The organism is Nocardia sp. NPDC003999, from assembly GCF_053604885.1.
Genome location: NZ_JBSGIB010000014.1, coordinates 52016 through 71983, shown reverse-complemented (window position 1 = coordinate 71983; position 19968 = coordinate 52016). Strand labels below are relative to the sequence as shown.

Here is a 19968-nt window from a genome sequence, read left to right as displayed (position 1 = left end):
CGGTCCGTGTGTAATTCGGCGCACGCCTGCAGCGGGTGTCCCGCGAAGACACAGGAGGGCCGCGTTTGTTCGTGTTCGGTGATCGTGTCGTCTGCACCGCCGTCGATCTCGTCCGCGCGGCGCACTGCGAGTTCGCCCTGCTGCGCGCCCTCGACGCCGAACTCGGCACCATCCCGGCCGACCCCGGCAGCGCCGTATCGGGGTACGAACCCGCTCCGGGAACCGATGACGTCCGTCGACGCCTGTTCGACGACTACCGCGCGCGGTTCGGCGGCGCAATGGTCGAGATCGACCGCCCCCCGGACGAACCGGGCGAACCCGGCCGCCATGTCGCGGCGTTGACCGCCGCGCACGCCGACACGGTCGCCGCGCTGCGCTCCGGCGCGCACGTGGTGCACGGCGCGACCTTCTTCGACGGCCGATTCCATTGCTCCGCCGACTTTCTGGTGCGAGCCGAACATCGGGTCCGCTACACCGTGCACGGCATCGCGTCCACGACCGCCGATCGGGTGGCCGCCGCGCTCGAACTGGCCGCCTGCGCCGAGGCACTCGACCATTCGGGCGCGCTCACCGCACCGCTGGTCCGGCTGCATCTCGGCACGGAGAGCAGCGCCGGAGCGCTGAGCGAGCTGCTTCCGCTGTATCGGGCGCGCAGGAGCCGGGTGGAGCGCATCGTGGACGAGAAGCTCGGCGAACTGCTGCCCGTGCAGTGGGGCGATCCTCGTTATCTCGCCTGCGGCCGCTGCCGCACCTGTGTCGATGCCCTCTCCGCCGCGCGCGACCTGCTGCTCGTGGCCGGCATGCCGCCCGCCGCCCGCGCCCGGCTGCGCGAAGCGGGGGTGAACACCATCGATCGGCTGGCCACCACCGAGAGCTCGGTGCCCGGCGTGCCGCCGCGCACCGTTTCCGCGCTGCGCCGCCAGGCGCAAACCCAGCTGCGCCGCGAAGTTTCGGGCGAGCCGACCTACGCGGTGCTCGACGCGACCGTGCTCGGGGCTCTGCCCGCGCCTTCCCCCGGCGATCTCTCGCTCACCGTCTCGGGGGGCGGACGGACTCCGCTCGTCGTCGAGGTCGGCGGCCCGGACACGGTGCACCTCTCGTTGCGCGGACCGAGCGGTTCGAGCGAGCCCGGCCGCGCCGCGGCCGCCGAACGCCGCGTGCTCGAGCAGGTGCTCGATTACCTGACCCAGCGCCGCCGGATCGATCCGGACCTGCACGTCTACCACTACTCCGCGGCGGTGCGGACGGCACTGCTGCGCTGCACCGGACGGCACGGGGTCAACGAGGAACTGGTAGACGAACTGCTGTGCGAGGGCGTTCTGGTCGATCTGTATCCGATCGTCCGCGGCGCGCTGCTCGTCGGCGAGTCCTCCTACCGGCTCGGCGGCCTGCGCCGACTGCTTCCCGGTGTGACCGATCCGGCTGCCGCGGAACACGATTGCCACACAGTGCTGCGGTTGCGCGACTGGCTGCTCGATCGCGCGGCCGAGCAACGCATCGCCACCCGGACCCGGACTCCGGACGCGCGGTCCACCTCAGCGGTCGCCGGCGAGCCCGCACCGCCGTCGTCCCGGCCGTCGTCGCTGGAGGCCGCGCTCGCGGAATACGCCGCCGCGCAGGGCGATCCGCTGCATCCGGCCGCGTTGATGGCCGCGACGCTCGGCTACCACCGGCGCGAGCGGCAGCCGCTGTGGTGGGCGCACGCCGACCGGCTCAGTCATCCGGTGGAGGAATGGGCGCAGGCCCCGGGAGTGCTGGTCGCCGACTGGGGCACCGTCGACACCAAGTGGCATCGCCGCCCCGACCGCCCGGGGATGCGGCGCTATCTCACCCTGACCGGACGGATCGGCACCGGTTCCAGCGGCGCCCCCGGCCCGAGCGCGCTGACCCCGGGTACCGCCGTCTACACCTTCTACGATCAACCGATGCCGGCCGGCATGGTGACCGATGCGGGGCAGCGGGCGACCGCTACCGCGACGGTGCTCGGCTGCTCGGTGGACGCCGAATTCGACGACACCGTCCGGCTGGAGGAATCGCTGCCGGAGGGCTGCGAACCCTACGACGAACTGCCCTCCGCGATCGCGCCGGGCCTGCCGGACTGGGATGAGAACGCCGAACTGGCGATCGAACTCGCGGCGCAGCAATTGCTGATGACCTTGCCGGAAACGCCGCGTACGGCCGTGTTCGACATCCTCGCGCGCCGCCCGCCCCGGCTGCACGGCGACGTCCGGTTGCCCGAGGTGCACGGCGACTACGCCGCGGCGATCACCGCCGCGCTGTGCGCTCTGGATCACTCCTACGTCGCGGTGCAGGGTCCGTCGGGCACCGGGAAGACCGCGACCGCGGCCCGGGTGCTGGAGCGGCTGATCACTCGGAACAAGTGGCGGATCGGCATCCTCGCGCAAACACCCGCCACCGTGGAGAACCTGCTCGACGCGGTGGTGCGGGCGGGTGTGCTGCCGGAACTGGTCGCCAAGAAGGACGCGGCGACCGTCGCACCGGAGTGGGTGGTGATCGACGCCGTCCGCTACCCGCGATTCCTGGACAACGCGATCAGCGGCTGTGTCCTCGGCGGCGAACCGGCCGATTTCGCGAACGAGGATCTGGTGCCCCGCGCGGGCCTCGACCTGCTCGTGATCGCCGACGCGGGCCGCTTCCCGCTGGCCGAGACGGTGTCCGTCGCGGAGTGCGCGCGCAATCTGTTGCTGCTCGGCGATCCGGTGGCGTCCACCGCGCGCGGCGCGCATCCGGCCCCGGTCGGCGAATCGGTGCTCGGCTGGCTGGCGGACGGACGCCAGACCTTGCCCACCGAGCGCGGCTACTTCCTGGACCGCACCTGGCGGATGCACCCGGCGGTGTGCGAACCCGTCTCCCGCCTGTACTACGACGGCCGCCTGCGCGCCAGCGAGACGGTCACCCTGGCCCGGAAGCTGCACGGCGAGGACCCCGGGGTGGACACCGTCCTGGTGGACCACTACGGCAACGCCACCGAGTCGCCCGCGGAAGCGCGCGAAGTGGTGCGCCGGGTCCGCGCGCTGCTCGGCATGTCATGGACCAGCGGCGCGACCACGCGCAGGCTGCACCCCCACGACATCTTCGTGGTCGCTCCGTACGCCGCTCAGGTGGGACGCATCCGGACGCTGCTGGCCCGCGCGAAGATCGAGGACGTCCTGGTGGGCACGCCGGATCGCTTCCGCGGCCGGGAGGCGGCGGTGGTGCTGCTGTCCATGACCACCTCCTCCCCCGCCGACGCTCCCTACGGCATGCCGTCGCTGCTGTCGCGCGGGCTGATCCACGCGCTGTGCCGGGCCATGTGGAAGGCGATCGTCATCCGCTCACCGCTGCTCACCGAATACCTGCCCGCGAACCCCGACGAACTCGCCGATCTGGGCGCGTTCCTGCGGCTGACCGGCGCGGGTCAGCCGAAGCAGGCGCCCTCGCCTCGATAGGTCGGCGCGCTGACGCGGGAGCCGTCCTCGTCGACCAGATGCACGGTGCCGAATCGCTCGCACAGTTCACCGGCCTTCGCGTGCCGGAACCACACCCGGTCGCCGATCCGCAGTTCCGCGGCGCCGGACAGCGGGGTCTGCACTTCGCCCGCGCCCTCGGTGCCGATCAACTTCAACCCGCGCGGCCACACCGGTTTGGGCACTCGCGACCGCCCTGCGGGGCCGGAGGCGATGTACCCGCCCGCGAAGACGGTGGCGATGCCGGTGGCGGGACGCCGCAGCACGGGCATCGCGAAATACAGCGACGGTCTCGGCGTGAAGGACCGGTAGCCGTCGAACAACGTCGGCACGTACAGCCCGGACCCGGCGGTCACCTCTGTGACGTCCGGATCGGCGACGCTGACCTCGATGGATCCGCTGCCGCCGCTGTTGACGATCTCGAGTTCGCCGGTCACCGACCGGACCGCGGCGAGCACCTCGGCCCTGCGCTTGCGGATCTCCGCCGCGGACGCCCGCTTCACAAGGCGCACAGCGAGATTGGCGTCCGGGAGCCCCGCGATCTGCGCCTCGTACGTCATCACGCCCGCCACGTCGAAGCCTCGCCGCCGGGCCTCGCCCGCTAGCGTGGCCGCTTGCTGCGGCGTGCGAACAGGGGAACGCCGCACGCCCAGGTGCAGCGGGCCGATCCGCAGGGAGGCGTCCACGTCGAGGCAGACACGTGGCCGCACGCGATCGGAGCCGACGGCGGCGCGGATCAGGTCGATTTGCGCGGCGTCGTCGATCATCAGGGTGATGGAGCGCAGCGCGATGTCGTCGGCCGCCAGTTCGGCCAGCGCGGCGCGGTCCACGCTCGGATAGCCGAGCAGGACATCGCGCGCCCCGTGGCGCACGAGCCAGAGCGCCTCGCGCAAGGAATAGGACATGATGCCCGCGAAGCCGCCCGCCGCGGTGAGATCGGCGCCGAGGACTTCGGCGAGCACGGCACGGCAGCGCACGGATTTGCTGGCCACCCGCACCGGTGTGCCACCGGCTCGCCGCACCAGATCGGCGGCGTTCGCGCGCAGGGTGGACAGGTCGAGGGCGGCCAGCGGCGGGTCGAGTTCGGCGGTGGCCGCATGCAGCCCCGCGATCGGCGACGTCTCGGTCACCCGGACAACTCAACCACCAAGTTGGTCAAACGTCCAGTATTTGTCAGAGCTCCGCGGCCTTGGCGGCCAGCCCGCTGACCATCTCGTCGAGCACCACCAGCATGGTCTCGTCGTTGCAGTCGGCCAGCCAGCGCAGCACCGTGCCCTGCACGATCGACACGACATTGCAGGCGATCGCCTCCACCGGCTCCAGCCACTGGGTTCCGGACAACTCGGCACACATCTCCAGGAACGCGGTGACTTCCGCGTCCTTCTCCTGGTAGAACTCCGTGGCGATCGGATCGGGGAAGCAGTCGGCCTTGACCGCCCAGCGGGCGCGCAGCGCCTGCAGGGTCATCTCATACGACCTGATCTGCCTCTCCGGCGTGGCCTTGACCAGCGGCCAGTAGGCGCTGACTCCCGCGTGCAGCAGCACGCGCAGCGCACGGAGGCCTTTGTAGTCGACCGTGGCCGCCGCCGCTTCGACCGCCTCGATGACGGCAGGTCGTAGCCGGATTTCTGTTATCACTTCTCCACGTGCGCTCAACGACGACTCCCTCTCGGCGAAAGAACTCACGCACCTGCGTCGGCGCGACTCGCTGAACAGGGCGGACAACATCGGGAAACACCTGAGCTGCCCGGTCCAACATTCACCAATGGTAGAGCGTTTCCGGGGTTTGAGAACGGGTTCGATGGGTAATTCCAGACTGAAAGAATGTTTTGTTACCCAACCGCGATCGGTATGCGATCAGGCCGTGTCACCCGGAAATCGCGCTATGACGGTGGATCTCGGCGGTGCTCGGCCACTCGGCAGACCGTTGACAACGGTACGGTCCTGGTGCCGAGCAGCCCAAATCCTGTGGCGAATCCCACAGTGGAACCTCTCAAAACGGTCAGCTTATCGTGGGAGGTTCGATCCGCTACCGACACCTGTTCGTTCCGCGCTGCGGATAGCCTGGATCGGTGACTCTCTCGCCCCCCGCCGACCAGTACTTCCTCTCCGGCACGTTCAATTTCCGAGACACCGGCGGGCTGCGCACCGACGACGGCGCCAAGGTCCGTCCCGGCGTCCTGCTGCGCTCGGCGCAACTGAGCGGACTCGACGACGCGGGCCACGCCGCGCTGCGCGACCTGGGCGTCAGCGCCGTCCACGACCTGCGCGGACAGCGCGAGATCGACCACATCGGCGCCGACCGGCTGCCCGCGGACGTCCGGCTGAGCATCACCCCGTTCGACTCGCGCATGGCCGAGGCGCCGCCACACGAGGCGACCGCGCAGACCGCCTACACGCACATGCTCGAGGTCTACCGGATGTTCCCGGCACTTCCCGAGGCGCATGCCGCCATCGCGTCCCTCGCCGAGTCCGTCCTGCGCGGCGACGGCGCCGTGCTGGTGCACTGCGCGGCGGGTAAGGATCGCACCGGGTGGGCCGTCGCCACGCTGCTGCGCGCGGTCGGCGTCACAGAGACCGACGTGCAGGCCGACTACCTGCTCAGCAACGGAGCCGTCCCGGCGCTGCGCGCGCTCATGACGGCGAAGCTGCTCGGCGGTGAGGAACTCTCCATCGACCTGCTCGGCGTGCGGGAGGAATACCTGGACATCGCCACCGCCTCGATGCGCGAGTTGCACGGCGGCCTGGACGGCTATCTCGCGACGATCGGACTGACGCCCGACCTGCTCGGGCGGCTGCGCGAGCGAATGCTGGAGTGAGACAGGGTCACTCGACGGGCACCGGTTCCCTGCGCACCAAGCCGTCTTCGTCGATCGTCACCTGATCGCCGGTGTGGAACCAGGTCCCGGTGAACCGCGCCGCGGTCGTGGTCGGGTCGTCCCAGTAGCGCGGGGTGACATTCGGCCCTCGGCACAGCAGTTCGCCGCGCCCCGCCGTCGCCCGCGGGCCCCACAGCGCCAATTCCGTTCCGCCGAACGGGAAACCGAGTACCGCGGCGGCTTCGGACGAGTCCGCTCGCTCGGCGTCGTCCACCGCGAGGCCGATGCCGCTGGTCTCGGTCGCGCCCCACACCGACCACTGCCTGGCGGCGGGGAACACGCCGCGCAGTTCGGCCGCGAGGGCGGCCGGAGACGCGGCGCGATGACCGGCTTTACTGATCCGCGCGATGCCCTCGGTGCGCAACCCGTCGGAGCGCAGTTCCGCGAGCCGGGGCAGCAGGCCCGCGAAGATCCGCGGCGTCGCGGAGACCATGTCGACGCGCTCGGCGGTGACGGCTTCGGCCATGCCTCGGGTGTCCCGGGTGAGCACCACGGTGCCGCCGACGGCGAAGGTCGGCAACAGCTGATCGACACAGCCGCCCGCGTGCGCCAACGGCAACAGCACCAGGTTGCGCAGGCCGTCGGTCGGCAGGTCCAGCGCCGCGACCACCGAACGCACGGCCGACAGCAGGTTCTCGTTGGTCAGTTCCACGCCCTTGGGCGTGCACGTTCCGCTCGTGTAGCACAGCAGCGCCAGGTCGCCCAGTGCCGCGCCGTCATCGATAAAGGCGGCGCCGTCGGGCAGCTCGGTCTCGGCGCCCTTGCCGCCGAGCACGAAATCGGCACGGCTGTCGGCGATCACGCGCTCGGCCACCGACTCCGGGAGCCCGTCGTGCACCAGTACCGGTACCGCTCCGCTGAGCAGTGCGCCGAGGAATGCCTGCACCCATCGAGCGCCGGTGGGCAGGTGGACGGCGACTCGGTCCCCGTATCCGATGCCGTGCTCCTGCAAGCCGCCCGCGATGCGGGAAGCGGAGTGCCACAGCTCCCGGTAGGTCAGGCGCGGGCCGCCGACTTCCACCACGGCTTCGCGGCTCCCGAACGCGTGCACCTGAAGATCGAGTAATTCGGTGAGCGCGGGCGTGAGGTTTCCGTAGCGCAGCACCCCGTCGGCGCCCCGAGCTAGCGGGTTGTCCCAGACGTGCGGGCCGGTGAGGGGATATTCGACGAGCAACTGCGACATTCGTCCTCCGCGTGCCTCGAGTTATCAGGCACTGCGACTATATGACGCATGTCACAACTTCGCTGGAATAGGCGATGAACGTGTCCTAGCTGTCACCGGCCCGCGTAGCGCGCCTTCCCCGGACCCTGCTCGAGGAAACTGCGCACGCCGCCCCGCAGATCCTCGGTGCCGAACAGCTCGCCGGACACCTCCGGCGTCACCGAATCCGCATGTGCCACACCGCCGGAACGCCAGGCCTCGATGATCTTCTTGGTCGCCGCGTTGGCCTTCGTCGGGCCATCGGCCAGCCGGTGGGTCAGCGCGCGCGCCGCGGTGTCGAGGTCTTCGTGCACGGCGTTGACCACGCCCCACTCGGCCATGGTCGCCGCGTCGTAGAGGTCGCCGGTCATCACGAACTCGCGGGCCCGCCCCGAGCCCGCGCGCTCGGCGAGACGCTGCGGGCCGCCCATGGAGGGGGTCAGCCCGACCACGATCTCCACCAGCCCGAACTTCGCCTTCGGCGCCGCGAGCAGGATGTCGCAGGCGAGGGCGATCTCGAAGGCGGCGGTCAGGGTCAACCCGTGCGCGGCGAACACCACCGGGCACGGCAGCGCCTCCAGCGGATGGATGATCTGCGCGAACAGGGTGCGCCACAACTCGGCGCCCTGTTCGGGCGTCAGGCCGTCGAAGACGTGCACGTCGACGCCGCCGGAGACCACTTTGCCCTCGGCGCGCAGCAGCACCGCGCGCGGCGGCCGCGCCGACAGCTCGGCGATGTCCTCGACCAGCGCGTCCAGCATCGACCGGTCGAAGAGGTTGAGCGGCGGATGGGCGAGCGTGAGGGTCGCCACCTCCGCTCCGCCGTCGGTGACGTCTCGTTCCAGACGGGTGGCCTTCGTTTCACTCATCCGGTCAGCGTACGAGGTCGATCTGGAAGACTGTCGATGTGACCAAGTCGGCCAGCAAAACCGGTTCCTACGTCGAGCCCGGCGAGTTCAAACGCGACACGAACTACATCACCACCCGGATCACGGCCGACGGCCGCGACGGTTACCCGGTCGAGCCGGGGCGCTACCGGCTCGTCGCGGCGCGAGCCTGCCCGTGGGCCAATCGAACGCTGATCGTGCGCCGCCTGCTCGGACTGGAGCCGGTGCTCTCGCTCGGCTTGTGCGGACCCACGCACGACAAGCTGAGCTGGACCTTCGATCTGGACCCCGGTGGTGTCGATCCGGTGCTCGGCATCCCGCGGCTGCGCGACGCCTACCTGGCCAGGTTCCCGGACTACCCGCGTGGCATCACGGTGCCCGCCATCGTGGACGTGCCGACCGGCCAGGTGGTCACCAACGACTACGCGCAGATCACCCTCGACTTCTCCACCGAGTGGACCGCGCACCACCGGCCCGGCGCGCCGCAGCTGTACCCGGAGCCGCTGCGCGCGGAGATCGACGAGGTGAACCTCGCCGTTTTCCGCGACGTCAACAACGGCGTCTACCGCTGCGGGTTCGCCGGTACGCAGGACGCCTACGACGCCGCCTACGACCGGCTCTTCGCGCGGCTGGACTGGCTCTCCGAACGCCTTGCCGCACAACGGTATCTGGTCGGCGACACGATCACCGAGGCCGACGTCCGGCTGTTCACCACGCTGGCCCGCTTCGACGCGGTCTACCACGGGCACTTCAAGTGCAACCGGACCAAGCTCGCCGAGATGCCGGTGCTGTGGGCGTACACGCGCGACCTGTTCCAGACCCCGGGCTTCGGCGACACGATCGACTTCGGGCAGATCAAGCGGCATTACTACGTGGTGCACCGGGACATCAACCCGACCGGGATCATCCCCAAGGGCCCCGACCTGGCGAACTGGCTGACCCCGCACGGCCGAGAGGCTCTCGGCGGCAGGCCGTTCGGCGACGGAACCCCACCTCCCCCGCCGGCATCGGGCGAACGCGTGCCCGCGATCCACACTTCCGCGTAAGGACGCACCCGCCCGGGTCGAAAGCGAGGCAGCCGCCGGTGGAACCGATGCGGCTGGGTACTTCGTTGTCATGACGAGCTGACGGCAACCGGTGCCATACAGTTCTACCCAGCAGACCGGAAGAGGAGGATGCCGCCGATGCTCAAAGGCGCGTTCGAGAAGACGGTGGTCGAACTGCTCGACACCGGGTCCCGCCTGCAGGCCCCCGCGGTCGCCAAGTACGTGGACCGCATTCGCCGCTCCCACCCTGGTGAGAGCCCAGCACAGATCGTCGACCGACTGGAGAAGCAGTACCTGCTCGCGGTGACCGGCAGCGGCAGCGCGGTCGGCGCGACCGCAGCCTTCCCCGGCGTCGGCACCGTCGCGGCCATCGCCGCGGTGAGCGCGGAGACCACCTTCTTCATGGAGGCGTCGGCGGTGTTCACCCTCGCGGTGGCCTCGGTGCACGGCATCACGCCGGAAGACCAGGAGCAACGCAGGGCGCTCGTGCTGGCGGTCGTGCTGGGTGAGAGCGGCATGCAGATCGTGCAGAAGAGCGTCGGCACCTCCGCGAAGAACTGGGGCTCGGCCTTCGCCAACCGCATCCCCGGATTGTCGAGCATGAACGATTCGCTGCTGAAGCGGTTCATCATCCGGTTCATCACCAAGCGCGCGGCGCTGATGGCGGGCAAGGTACTGCCCGCAGGCATCGGCGCGGTGATCGGCGGCGCGGGCAACCGCGCCCTCGGCAAGGCCACGATCACCAACGCGCGCAAGGCATTCGGGCCGCCGCCCACCACCTGGCCGGTCGACCGCCATTTGGTCATCGAGGCCGATCCGCTCACCGCGATCGACCCGGCGAAGCCGCGACCTCCGGCCACTCCGCGATGAGCGGGACGCGGCCGATCGCGTTCGCGGTCCGGGGACTGACCAAGCAGTACGAGCTGGCGACCGCCGTGACGGACGTCAGCTTCACCGTGCCCTCCGGCACCATCGCCGCACTGGTGGGCCCGCGCGGCGCGGGCAAGACCACTATCTTGCGGGTGCTGCTCGGCCTGCTCGCTCCCACCTCGGGAACGGCGTCCGTCGGCGGGCCCGGTTCCCGGGGAAACACCGCGGGCTCCGCGAACGTGCTCGGCGGCGTCCTCGCGCCGCGCGGACTGCATCCGGCCCGCACCGCGCGCGAACACCTGTGGGTCTACGCGGCCGCGGCGAACGTCGTCGACAGCCGGGTGACCGAAGTGCTCGAGCTGGTCGGACTGGACGAACACGCCAGGACGAAGATCGGCGCCCTGTCGATCGGGCAGCAGACCAGGCTGGCCCTGGCCACCGCGCTGCTCGGTGACCCCCCGCTGCTGGTGCTGGACGAGCCGATGGACGGACTCGACCCCGCCGAACGCGGCTGGCTGCACGACTTCCTGCGCAAGCACGCCCGGCGCGGCGGCAGTGTACTGCTGACCAGCGAGAGTCTCGGCGCGGTGTTGCCCGCCGCGGACCAACTGGTCGTGCTGAGCGAGGGCACGGTGGTGTACCAGGGCACTCCGGCGCGCTTGCGGCGCGGGCATCCGGACCGGCTGGTCGTCGCCGCGTCCACCCCCATCGCGCTGGCCACCACGCTTGCGGCACAAGGATTCACGGACGCGGTGATCCGGCCGGACGGCCGCCTCGCCGTCGCCGAGGCGAGCGAAGCGCAGATCAGGACGGCGGCCACCGCGGCGCAGGTGCGGATCGATAGCATCGTGCCCGACCCGATCCACCCCGACCGCGTGCTCGCGTCGCTGACCAGACCCACCGCCACGCCCGCGCCGCACTACCCGGGCCTCTCCGCGCCCGCCCAGCCACCCTCGCCGACGCCCTACGGGATCCCACGATGATCGCCATCCTGCCCACGGACCTGGTGCCGAACGTCAACTCCGAGGTGCGCAAGGTCGTCACCATGCCGCGCGGCCGGACGCTCGCCGCAGCGCCGATCGTCGTGGCGCTGCTGGCGAGCGTCGCGTCGGCGAGCCTGGCCGGGCCGCCGGATCCGCGCGGCCAGCCCGCCACCGGCGCCGCGACGATCGGGCTCTACTTCGGCCTCGCCTTCGTCGTGCTGGCGGCGGCGGTCTTCGGCGCGCTGGCGACCGGCGCGGAGTACCAGTACCGCAGCATGGCCGTGACCACGCTGTTCAGCCCTGACCGCGACCGGCTCGCCGCCGCGAAGTTCCTGGTCATCGGAGGCTGCGCGCTGGCCGCGGCGCTGGCGGTGGAACTGGTGTCGGCCGGCGCGCTGTTCGGCGTGGGGCGCGGCAAGGTCCCGGTCACCGGGGAGTTCTTCGCGGTGCTCGGCGGCGGGCTGCTCGCCGCGGTCTGCTGGTCGTTGATCGGCGCGAGCGCGGGCATCCTGCTGCGGTCCTCGACCAAGGCGGCGGCGCTGCTGCTCGGTTGGAGTGTCGTCGCCGAGCCTTTGATCTGGCTGACCGCGCGCGGTCTCGGCATTCCGGGCGTGGTCACCCTGCTGCCCGTCTCCGCCACCGTCGGCACCGTGGCGGTCGGTTCCTATCCCGACAGCGACTTTCTCGCCCCTACTCCGGCCGCCGTGGTGGTCCTGCTGCTGTGGACCATCGGCCTGGGCGCCGCGAGCTGGTGGAATCTGCGCACCCGCGATCTGTGATCCGAGGACCCGCCGGGAACAACGACTTGTCGGCCGGTGTCGGTACCGTCGATGACGAACGCGGTACGACGAAGGGGACGGGCGAACGACGTGGACGGGGGATGCAGTCCGGGCTGGATACGGAGGCTGTGGGCCGAATGCCTACCGCACCGCGCGGTGCTGGGCGGCCTCGCCGCCGCGGTACTCGGCGGGGCGATCGTCGAGACAGCGGGTCCGCTGCTGACCAAGCGGGCCGTCGACGCGGCCGGGATCGGTGACACGGCGGCGATCAGCGTGGTCGCCGGGCTGATCCTGGTAGTGGCCGTGAGCCGGTCCGGGGCCGGATTCGGACGGCGCTGGCTGGCCGGGCGGCTGTCGCTGGACGTGCAGCACACCCTGCGGGTGCAGCTGCTCGGCGCACTGCAGCGGCTCGACGGCGTCGGTCAGGACACCCTGCGCACCGGCCAAGTGGTGTCGCGATCGATCACCGATCTACAGCTCGTCCAAGGACTGCTGGCCATGGTGCCGCTGTCGGGCATGGCGCTGCTGGAATTCGGGCTCGCCGCCGCGGTCATGCTCTGGCTCTCCCCGCCGCTGGCCGCCGTCGCGTTGCTCGTGGTGCCCGCGGTCGGCCTGGTGGTCTACCGCATGCGGCCGCGCCTGCACGCGGCGACCTGGTCCGCGCAGCAGCGTGCCGCCGATCTGGCCCAGCACGTCGAGGAGACGGTCACCGGGGTACGGGTGGTCAAAGGCTTCGGCCAGGAAGCGCGGATGGTCGACCTGCTGGAGCGGCACGGTCGCAAGCTGTTCGCGGAGCGGATGCGCGCCGCACGGATCGACGCGCGCTTCGCGCCGACCGTCGCGGCGATCCCGCAGCTCGGGATGGTCGCGGTCATCGCGCTCGGCGGACTGCTCGCGCTGCACGGCAGCATCGGCATCGGCACCTTCGTCGCGTTCGCCGCCTACGTCGCCGTCATGACCGGCACCGCGCGCATTCTCTCCTCGGTGATCGTCATGGCGCAGCTCACCAGGGCGGCGGCCGAGCGGGTCTTCCAAGTGATCGACACCGCCCCGGTCATCGCCGATCCCGAACGCCCGGTCGAGCTGCCGGACGGCCCACTCGGCATCGAGCTCGATGCGCTGAGTTTCGGCTTCGATCCCGAGCGGCCGGTGCTGCGCGAACTGGATCTGCGCGTGCGGCCCGGCGAGACGGTGGCGGTCATCGGTCCGGCGGGCTCGGGCAAGTCGACACTCGCTCTGCTGCTTCCGCGCTTCTACGCGCCGGACGCGGGCCGTATCCGGCTGTTCACCGACCCCACCGCGCCGCACGCGGGCGCGGTCGACGCGATCAAAGCCCCGACTTCGCGAGCCGGGACCCGAATCGGCGAGGCCGTCGACATCGCCGACGTGCGCGCCGCCGACCTGCGCGCCGCCATCGGCGTCGTCTTCGACGATCCGTTCCTGTTCTCCGACACCATCGCGGCCAATATCGCGCTCGGGCGACCGGACGCCACCGACGAGGAGATCAGGCAGGCGGCCGTCCAGGCCGCGGCGGACGAATTCATCGCCGAGCTACCCGACGGCTACGACACGGTGGTCGGCGAGCGCGGCCTCACCCTCTCCGGCGGCCAGCGTCAGCGGATCGCGCTGGCCAGGACGCTGCTGGCCCGTCCACGCATCCTGGTGCTCGACGACGCCACTTCCGCGGTGGACGCGGTGACCGAGGCGGCGATCTTCGACGCGCTGCCCGATCAGGGCGGACGGACCACACTCATCCTCGCGCACCGGGAGTCGACGCTCGCCCACGCCGATCGCGTGATCCGGCTGCCCGCGCCCGCCGGGCACCCCGCTCCCGAGCCGGACGCGAGTTCGGCCACGGGCAGGCGAGTCGGCGACGGATCCGCCGGCCGTCGCTTCGGTGCGGCGGCGGCCGACATCAGCGAGACGCCCGAGCTGCGCCGGACCATCGAGCGGCTGCCACCTGCCACCGAGCAGCCGGACGCGGACAGCGAACGCATTCGCGAGCCGGATCCCGGTTTCCGGCTCACCCGCCTGCTGCGTCCCGTCCGCGGGCTGGTGCTGACCGTGATGGCGCTGCTGGCCGTGGACGCGGCGATCGCCATCGCGTTCCCGCCGCTGGTGCGCTACGCGATCGACGGCGGCGTGCTCGGCGACGACGCCGGAGCACTCGTCCGAGCGACACTGCTCGGCGCGGTACTGGCCGCGGCGGGGTTGGCGGTCGGCGCGGCCACCACGCTGCTCACCGCGCGCACCGGGGAACGCGTGCTGTTCGCCCTGCGGGTGCGCAGCTTCGCACACCTGCAACGACTCGGCCTGGACTACTACGAGCGCGAACTGTCCGGGCGGATCATGACGCGGATGACCACCGACGTCGACGCGCTGTCGACCTTCCTGCAGACCGGCGTGGCCACCAGTCTGGTCGGGCTGCTGACGCTGGTCGGCATCACGGTCGCGCTGCTGGTCATCGACGTATCGCTGGCTCTGGTCGTGCTGGCGACGGTGCCCGCCCTCGCGATAGCGACGGTGCTGTTCCGGCGGGTGTCCTCCGCCGCCTACACCGTGTCGCGCGAGCACGTGTCGGCGGTCAACGCCGACTTCCAGGAGAACGTCACGGGCTTGCGCGCGGTGCAGGCGAACCGGCACGAGCCGCGCGCCGCCCGCCGCTTCGCCGAGTACTCGCAGCGCTACCGCAACAGCCGGTTGCGGGCGCAGCGGGCGATCGCGCTGTACTTCGCGTTCGTCGTCGGATGGGCGGACGTGGCGCTGGCTGCGGTGGTGTTCTTCGGTGCGCGCGAGGTCGCCACCGGTGCGACCAGCGCCGGCACGCTGGTCGCGTTCGTGCTGTATCTGGAGCTGCTGTTCGTGCCGATCCTGCAGCTGTCCCAGGTGTTCGACAATTACCAGCAGGCCAGGGTCGGGCTGCGCCGGATCGGTGACCTGCTGCGCACCCCCTCCTCGATCGCCGCCGACCCGGCCGACCCGGTGACCATCGGATCCGCGCTGCGGGGTGACGTGGCGTTCGACGACGTCCGTTTCCACTACCCGGGAAGTCGTGTTCCCGCGCTGGACGGTGTGTCGCTGCGCATTCCGGCGGGTTCCAGCCTTGCTCTCGTCGGCCCGACCGGCGCGGGCAAGTCGACCGTCGTCAAGTTGCTCGCGCGGCTGTACGACCTGCGCCCGGATTCCGGCGAGCGCACGCGAGTGCCCGCCGCAGCAGCCGAAGGACACGCTCCCGACGCGATCAGGGTGGACGGCGTCGACGTGCGCGACTATCGCCTCGCCGACTACCGCTCGCGGCTGGGCATCGTCCCCCAAGAAGCTCACCTGTTCACCGGCGACGTGGCGAGCAACATTGCATTCGGGAAACCATTCGCGACCCCCGACGAGATCGCCGCGGCGGCTGCGGCGGTGGGCGCGACGGAGATGATCGCCGGCCTCCCGCTCGGCATGAAACAACCCGTCGGCGAGCGCGGCCGGGGCCTGTCGGCCGGGCAGCGGCAGCTGATCGCGCTGGCCCGTGCCGAACTGGTCGCTCCGGACTTGCTGCTGCTCGACGAGGCCACCGCGACGCTCGACCCGGACGCCGAGGCATCGGTGCTGGCAGCGAGCAGATCGCTGAGCCGGGACCGCACCACGGTGATCGTCGCGCACCGGCTCGGCACCGCCGCGCGCGCCGACCGGATCGCGGTCGTCGACCACGGGCGGATCGTGGAATTCGGCGAGCATACGGAGCTGCTCGCCGCAGGTGGGCCATATGCCCGGCTCTGGGCAGCGGCACAGGCGTCGGAGGGAATATTCTCGGGTGACGCCGGGTCATCACCAATAGGGTCGGGGGTGTCGGGTGGTCAGTGAATCGGCCGATTTGCTGCTGGGCCTATCCTCAGATAGGGCGCATCGGCGCGCAATCCGCTGATCCCCGTGCCGGGCACGTCACAAACGTCGCAGCGCGAAGAACGAAATGAGGCGAACACCTGCTGTGAGCAGCTCAACATCCCAGTTCGGACAGAACCAGTGGCTAGTCGACGAGATGTATCAGAAGTTCAAACAAGATCCATCATCGGTCGACGAGAGCTGGCACGAGTTCCTGGCCGACTACACGCCTGACGCGAGTGGCGACACCGGCAACAGCCAGCCCGCCCCCGCGACCGCGCAAGCTGCCGCTCCCGCACCGGCTCCGGCGGCCACCAAGCCCGCCACCGCCACGCGCAACGACGCCAAGCCTGCCGCCGCCCCCGCGGCCCCGAAAGCACCCGCCCCGGCCGCCGCCAAGCCCGCACCGGCTGCCGCCAAGCCCGCACCGGCCGCTGCCAAGCCCGCCGCTGTGACGACACGCACACCGCAGACCACCCCGGCGCCGACTTCGAACGCCGCGCCGACCTCCGGCCCGAAGCAGGCCGACACCGCCGCCGACGAGTCCAAGGTGCTGCGCGGCGCCGCCGCCGCGGTGGCGAAGAACATGTCCGCCTCGCTGAGCATCCCCACCGCGACGAGCGTGCGCGCCATCCCGGCCAAGTTGATGATCGACAACCGCTTGGTCATCAACAACCACCTCGCCCGCACCAGGGGCGGGAAGATCTCCTTCACCCACCTGCTCGGTTACGCCATCGTGCAGGCGGTCAAAGCGTTCCCGAACATGAACCGGCACTACGCCGAGATCGACGGCAAGCCGAACGCGGTCACCCCCGCGCACACCAACCTCGGCCTCGCCATCGACCTGCCCGGCAAGGACGGCAGCCGATCGCTGGTCGTCGCGGCCATCAAAGGCTGCGAGGCGATGACCTTCGGGCAGTTCCACACCGCCTACGAGGACATCGTCCGCCGCGCCCGCGACGGCAAGCTCACCGCGGAGGATTTCTCCGGCGTCACCATCTCGCTGACCAACCCGGGCACCATCGGCACCGTGCACTCGGTGCCCCGCCTGATGAACGGCCAGGGCGCGATCATCGGCGCGGGCGCGATGGAGTACCCCGCCGAGTTCCAGGGCATGAGCGACGAGCGCATCGCCGATCTGGGCGTCGGCAAGCTGATGACGCTCACCTCCACCTACGACCACCGCATCATCCAGGGCGCGGAGTCCGGTGATTTCCTGCGCACCATCCACCAACTGCTGATCGCCGACGAGTTCTACGACGAGATCTTCCACGGTCTCGGTGTGCCGTACGAGCCGATCCGCTGGCGCAAGGACATCCGCGAGCGCGCTGTCGACAAGAGCGCCCGCGTGCTGGAGATGATCGCCGCCTACCGCAACCGCGGCCACCTGATGGCCGACACCGATCCCCTGCGGCTGGTGAAGGACAAGTTCCGCAGCCACCCGGACCTGGACGTCACCCAGCACGGCCTGACCCTGTGGGACCTGGACCGCACGTTCAACGTGGCGGGCTTCCACGGCCAGGACCAGATGAAGCTGCGCGACGTGCTGTCCGTCCTGCGCGACGCCTACGTCCGCCACGTCGGCGTGGAGTACACCCACATCCTCGAGCCCGAGCAGTTGCAGTGGATCCAGGATCGGGTCGAGCAGAAGCACGCGAAACCGACGGTCGCGCAGCAGAAGTACATCCTGAACCGGCTGAACGCGGCCGAGGCGTTCGAGACCTTCCTGCAGACCAAGTACGTCGGGCAGAAGCGCTTCTCGCTGGAGGGCGCCGAGGCCGTCATCCCGATGATGGACGCGGTGATCGACCAGTGCGCCGAGCACAGCCTCGACGAGGTCATCATCGGCATGCCGCACCGCGGCAGGCTCAACGTGCTGGCCAACATCGTGGGCAAGCCCTACTCGAAGATCTTCACCGAGTTCGAGGGCAACATGAACCCGGCCGCCACCCACGGCTCCGGCGACGTGAAGTACCACCTCGGCGCGCAGGGCACCTACCTGCAGATGTTCGGCGACAACGAGATCGAGGTCTCGCTCACCGCGAACCCCTCGCACCTGGAGGCGGTCGACCCGGTCCTCGAGGGCCTGGCGCGCGCCAAGCAGGACCTGCTGGACAAGGGCGACGGCCCGGAGGGCTTCTCGGTCGTGCCGCTGATGCTGCACGGTGACGCCGCGTTCGCCGGTCAGGGCGTGGTCGCCGAGACGCTGAACCTGTCGGGTCTGCGCGGCTACCGGGTCGGCGGCACCATCCACATCGTGGTGAACAACCAGATCGGCTTCACCACCGCTCCGGAGAACAGCCGCTCCACCGAGTACTCCACCGACATCGCGAAGTTCATCGGCGCGCCGATCTTCCACGTCAACGGCGACGACCCGGAGGCGTGCGACTGGGTGGCCCGCCTTGCGGTCGACTTCCGGCAGAAGTTCCGCAAGGACGTCGTCATCGACATGATCTGCTACCGCCGTCGCGGCCACAACGAGGGCGACGACCCGTCGATGACCCAGCCGTACATGTACGACGTCATCGACACCAAGCGCTCGGTCCGCAAGGCGTACACCGAGAGCCTGATCGGCCGCGGCGACATCTCGCTGAAAGAGGCCGAGGACGCCCTGCGCGACTACCAGGGCCAGCTGGAGCGGGTGTTCAACGAGGTCCGCGAGCTGGAGAAGTATTCGCCGGAGCCGAGCGAGTCGGTCGAGGGCGACCAGCCGGTGCCCGCGTCCGTCGTGACGGCCGTGGACAAGTCGATCCTGCAGCGCATCGGCGACGCGTTCCTCAACGTGCCCGACGGCTTCAACGTGCACCCGCGCGTCAAGCCGGTGCTGGAGAAGCGCCGCGAGATGGCCTACGAGGGCAAGGTCGACTGGGCCTTCGCCGAGCTGCTCGCCTTCGGCACGCTGATCGACGAGGGTCGCGCGGTGCGCCTGACCGGTCAGGACTCCCGCCGCGGCACGTTCACCCAGCGCCACGCGGTGATCATCGACCGCAAGACCGCCGAGGAGTACACCCCGCTGCACAACATCGGCAGCGAGAACCCGGGCTGGTTCGCCGTGCACGACTCGGCGCTGAGCGAATACGCCGCCGTCGGTTTCGAATACGGCTACTCGCTGGGCAACCCCAACGCGCTGGTGTTGTGGGAAGCGCAGTTCGGTGACTTCGTCAACGGCGCGCAGTCGATCATCGACGAGTTCATCTCCTCCGGTGAGGCCAAGTGGGGCCAGCTCTCCGACGTCGTGCTGCTGCTGCCGCACGGCCACGAGGGCCAGGGCCCGGACCACACCTCCGGCCGCATCGAACGCTTCCTGCAACTGTGCGCGGAAGGCTCGATGACCGTCGCGGTGCCGTCCACCCCGGCCAACTACTTCCACCTGCTGCGCCGCCACGCACTCGACGGCATCCGCCGCCCGCTGATCGTCTTCACCCCGAAGTCGATGCTGCGCAACAAGGCCGTGGTCTCCGACCTCAAGGACTTCACCGAGAGCAAGTTCCGCTCGGTCTTCGACGAACCGGGCTACGAGCAGGGCATCGGCGACCGCAGCAAGGTCAAGCGCGTCCTGATGACCAGCGGCAAGCTCTACTACGAACTCGCCGCCGAAAAGGCCAAGCAGAAGCGCGAAGACGTCGCCATCGTCCGGATCGAGCAGCTCTACCCGCTGCCCGTCCGCCGCCTCAACGAGGCCCTCGAGGGCTACCCCAACGCCACCGACCTGGCCTGGGTCCAGGAAGAACCGGCCAACCAGGGCGCCTGGCCCTTCTTCGGCCTCAACCTCCCCGAAACCCTCCCACCCCGCTTCGCCAACACCCGACTGCGCCGCATCTCCCGCCGCGCGATGTCGGCCCCGTCCTCGGGGTCGAGCAAGGTGCACGCGGTGGAGCAGGCGGAGATCATCGCGGAGGCGTTCGAGCCGACTAGTTAGTCGCCTGCAATGCCGCCGGGCCGGATCGCTCAATCCTTCGAGCGACCCGGCCCGGTTTCGTATCTGA

12 protein-coding genes are annotated in these 19968 nt (G+C 70.3%); 8 read left to right on the top strand and 4 right to left on the bottom strand.

The window, feature by feature from the left end; genetic code table 11:
• The first annotated feature begins 71 nt into the window (after positions 1–71).
• On the top strand, positions 72–3449 hold the full coding sequence (locus ACWESM_RS24850) for an AAA domain-containing protein (RefSeq protein WP_452493922.1): 3378 nt from the start codon (positions 72–74) through the stop codon (positions 3447–3449).
• Here the strand turns inward: ACWESM_RS24850 and ACWESM_RS24845 are convergent.
• Together ACWESM_RS24845 and ACWESM_RS24840 are read right to left on the bottom strand one after the other, a co-directional pair.
• Positions 3419–4597 carry an amino acid deaminase/aldolase gene (locus tag ACWESM_RS24845; RefSeq protein WP_452493854.1) on the bottom strand — a complete coding sequence of 393 codons (1179 nt, stop codon included), beginning with the start codon at positions 4595–4597 and terminating at the stop codon, positions 3419–3421. The two genes, ACWESM_RS24850 and ACWESM_RS24845, sit on opposite strands and share 31 nt — an antisense overlap.
• A 43-nt stretch (positions 4598–4640) precedes the next feature.
• Positions 4641–5123: a TetR family transcriptional regulator gene (locus tag ACWESM_RS24840; RefSeq protein WP_355077281.1), complete on the bottom strand. Its 483-nt coding sequence runs from the start codon at positions 5121–5123 to the stop codon at positions 4641–4643.
• A gap of 416 nt (positions 5124–5539) precedes the next feature.
• Here ACWESM_RS24840 and ACWESM_RS24835 point away from each other — a divergent pair, with 416 nt between their 5' ends.
• On the top strand, positions 5540–6286 hold the full coding sequence (locus ACWESM_RS24835; RefSeq protein ID WP_355077283.1) for a tyrosine-protein phosphatase: 747 nt from the start codon (positions 5540–5542) through the stop codon (positions 6284–6286).
• Positions 6287–6293: 7 nt separating this feature from the next.
• On the opposite strand, the gene ACWESM_RS24830 is transcribed toward ACWESM_RS24835, so the two are convergent.
• Together ACWESM_RS24830 and ACWESM_RS24825 are read right to left on the bottom strand one after the other, a co-directional pair.
• Positions 6294–7529, bottom strand: coding sequence for a class I adenylate-forming enzyme family protein (locus ACWESM_RS24830; RefSeq protein WP_397280468.1), 1236 nt, complete (start codon positions 7527–7529; stop codon positions 6294–6296).
• Between the two features lie 92 nt (positions 7530–7621).
• Complete coding sequence (locus tag ACWESM_RS24825) at positions 7622–8416, bottom strand: enoyl-CoA hydratase/isomerase family protein (protein ID WP_364432651.1); 795 nt, start codon at positions 8414–8416, stop codon at positions 7622–7624.
• Positions 8417–8454: 38 nt separating this feature from the next.
• Here ACWESM_RS24825 and ACWESM_RS24820 point away from each other — a divergent pair, with 38 nt between their 5' ends.
• The 6 genes from ACWESM_RS24820 (at position 8455) to ACWESM_RS24795 (ending at position 19901) form a co-directional block, all read left to right on the top strand.
• Positions 8455–9480 carry a glutathione S-transferase family protein gene (locus tag ACWESM_RS24820; RefSeq protein WP_355077288.1) on the top strand — a complete coding sequence of 342 codons (1026 nt, stop codon included), beginning with the start codon at positions 8455–8457 and terminating at the stop codon, positions 9478–9480.
• 138 nt (positions 9481–9618) lie between these two features.
• On the top strand, positions 9619–10350 hold the full coding sequence (locus ACWESM_RS24815) for a hypothetical protein (RefSeq protein ID WP_355077290.1): 732 nt from the start codon (positions 9619–9621) through the stop codon (positions 10348–10350).
• A complete protein-coding gene (locus ACWESM_RS24810; protein ID WP_452493850.1) occupies positions 10347–11333 on the top strand; it encodes an ABC transporter ATP-binding protein in 987 nt (328 codons plus the stop codon). Before ACWESM_RS24815 ends, ACWESM_RS24810 begins: the two co-directional genes overlap by 4 nt.
• Positions 11330–12112, top strand: coding sequence for an ABC transporter permease (locus ACWESM_RS24805; RefSeq protein WP_397280471.1), 783 nt, complete (start codon positions 11330–11332; stop codon positions 12110–12112). The genes ACWESM_RS24810 and ACWESM_RS24805 overlap by 4 nt, the downstream gene beginning before the upstream one ends.
• Before the next feature lie 51 nt (positions 12113–12163).
• The gene (locus ACWESM_RS24800) at positions 12164–15964 is read left to right on the top strand and encodes an ABC transporter ATP-binding protein (protein WP_452493848.1); all 3801 of its coding nucleotides are present in this window, start codon (positions 12164–12166) and stop codon (positions 15962–15964) included.
• 175 nt (positions 15965–16139) lie between these two features.
• Positions 16140–19901 (top strand): multifunctional oxoglutarate decarboxylase/oxoglutarate dehydrogenase thiamine pyrophosphate-binding subunit/dihydrolipoyllysine-residue succinyltransferase subunit, encoded by a 3762-nt coding sequence (locus tag ACWESM_RS24795; protein WP_452493920.1) that lies wholly within the window; start codon positions 16140–16142, stop codon positions 19899–19901.
• Positions 19902–19968: the final 67 nt, after the last annotated feature.